Here is a 1,664-nt window from a genome sequence, read left to right on the forward strand (position 1 = left end):
GCCGCCGCGAACGGAACGATCTTCGCCTCCGCGAGCGCGCGGACCGACTCCCGGAGCATGTCGTGCTCCTCGGAGGGCCGATAAAGGTCGAAGTCCTTGGAACCCGTCACGTTCACTCACTCCCAGGCTTGCTAACTACCGTTAAGTAACTGAAATGGTAGGCCGTGCCCCGGCCCCGGACCAGGGCACGACTATGCTCGGGCAGGCATTTCCGGCCGACGTTCACTGGAGACCCCGCATGGCCCTGAAGATCACCGTGATCGGCACCGGCTACCTCGGCGCCACCCACGCCGCGGCCATGGCGGAGCTGGGCTTCGAGGTGCTCGGTCTCGACGTCGTCCCCGAGAAGATCGAGCTGCTGGCCTCCGGACGCGTCCCCATGTACGAGCCCGGCCTCGAGGAGCTCCTCGCGAAGCACGTGGCCGGCATCGAGGGATCGAGCGGACGGCTGCGCTTCACCACCTCCTGGGAGGAGGTCGGCGCCTTCGGCGACGTGCACTTCGTCTGCGTGAACACTCCGCAGAAGCACGGCGAGTACGCCTGTGACATGAGTTACGTGGACGCCGCCTTCACCTCCCTCGCCGGGGTCGTACGCGAAGGGGCCCTGGTCGTCGGCAAGTCGACCGTGCCGGTCGGCTCGGCCGAGCGGCTGGCCGCGCTGCTCCCCGAGGGCGTCGAGCTCGCCTGGAACCCCGAGTTCCTGCGGGAGGGCTTCGCCGTCCAGGACACCCTGCACCCGGACCGGATCGTCGTCGGCGTCCGGGGCCACGGCGAGCGGGCCGAGAAGACGCTGCGCGAGGTGTACGCGGTCCCCGTCGGCGAGGGCTCGCCGTTCGTGGTGACCGACTTCCCGACCGCCGAACTGGTGAAGACGGCCGCGAACTCCTTCCTCGCCACCAAGATCTCCTTCATCAACGCGATGGCGGAGGTCTGCGAGGCCGCGGGCGGCGACGTCGCCAAGCTGGCGGAGGCCATCGGGCACGACGACCGGATCGGCGCCAAGTTCCTGCGCGCCGGCATCGGCTTCGGCGGCGGCTGCCTGCCCAAGGACATCCGGGCGTTCATGGCCCGCGCGGGCGAGCTGGGCGCCGACCAGGCGCTGACCTTCCTCCGCGAGATCGACTCCATCAACATGCGGCGGCGCGGCCAGATGGTCGAGATGGCCCGCGAGGCCCTCGGCGGGTCCACGTTCCTGGGCCGCCGGGTGGCCGTGCTCGGCGCCACCTTCAAGCCGGACTCGGACGACGTCCGCGACTCCCCCGCGCTCAACGTGGCCGGCCAGATACACCTCCAGGGCGGCCAGGTGACCGTCTACGACCCGAAGGGCATGGAGAACGCGCGCCGCGTCTTCCCCACCCTCGGGTACGCGGACTCGGCCCTGGAGGCCGTGCGCGGGGCGGACGTGGTGCTGCACCTGACGGAGTGGCGGGAGTTCCGCGAGCTCGACCCGGCGGAGCTGGCGAAGGTCGTCGCCTCGCGGGTGGTCCTCGACGGGCGCAACGCCCTCGACGGCGAGCGCTGGCGGGCGGCCGGCTGGACGTACCGGGCGATGGGCCGCCCGCGCGCCTAGACGAGTAAGTCCGAAGTGCTGGTCAGTGGTCGTAGGCGATCAATGACCTGGTCAGTGATGTTCCGTTGGCCCGGTTGTGCCAGATGGCTGCGGT

At 70.3% G+C, this 1,664-nt stretch carries 2 protein-coding genes; one reads left to right on the forward strand and one right to left on the reverse strand.

What is annotated here, in order from left to right; genetic code table 11:
• Window positions 1-110 (reverse strand): acyl-CoA dehydrogenase family protein (locus OO54_RS48160; protein ID WP_167348176.1); only part of this gene is annotated, 110 nt, incomplete at its 3' end.
• A 128-nt stretch (window positions 111-238) separates the two neighbouring features.
• Between OO54_RS48160 and OO54_RS40790 the strand changes: the two genes are divergently transcribed.
• Window positions 239-1,570, forward strand: a complete 1,332-nt coding sequence (locus tag OO54_RS40790) for a UDP-glucose dehydrogenase family protein (RefSeq protein WP_033212759.1) — start codon at window positions 239-241, stop codon at window positions 1,568-1,570.
• The last annotated feature ends 94 nt before the right edge of the window (window positions 1,571-1,664 follow it).

The organism is Streptomyces wedmorensis, from assembly GCF_000716445.1.
GTDB lineage: Bacteria > Actinomycetota > Actinomycetes > Streptomycetales > Streptomycetaceae > Streptomyces > Streptomyces wedmorensis.

Bases quoted from the DNA above. Each gene is read 5' to 3' on its own strand.
- OO54_RS40790 (WP_033212759.1), top strand. From the start codon at position 239: ATGGCCCTGAAGATCACCGTGATCGGCACCGGCTACCTCGGCGCCACC.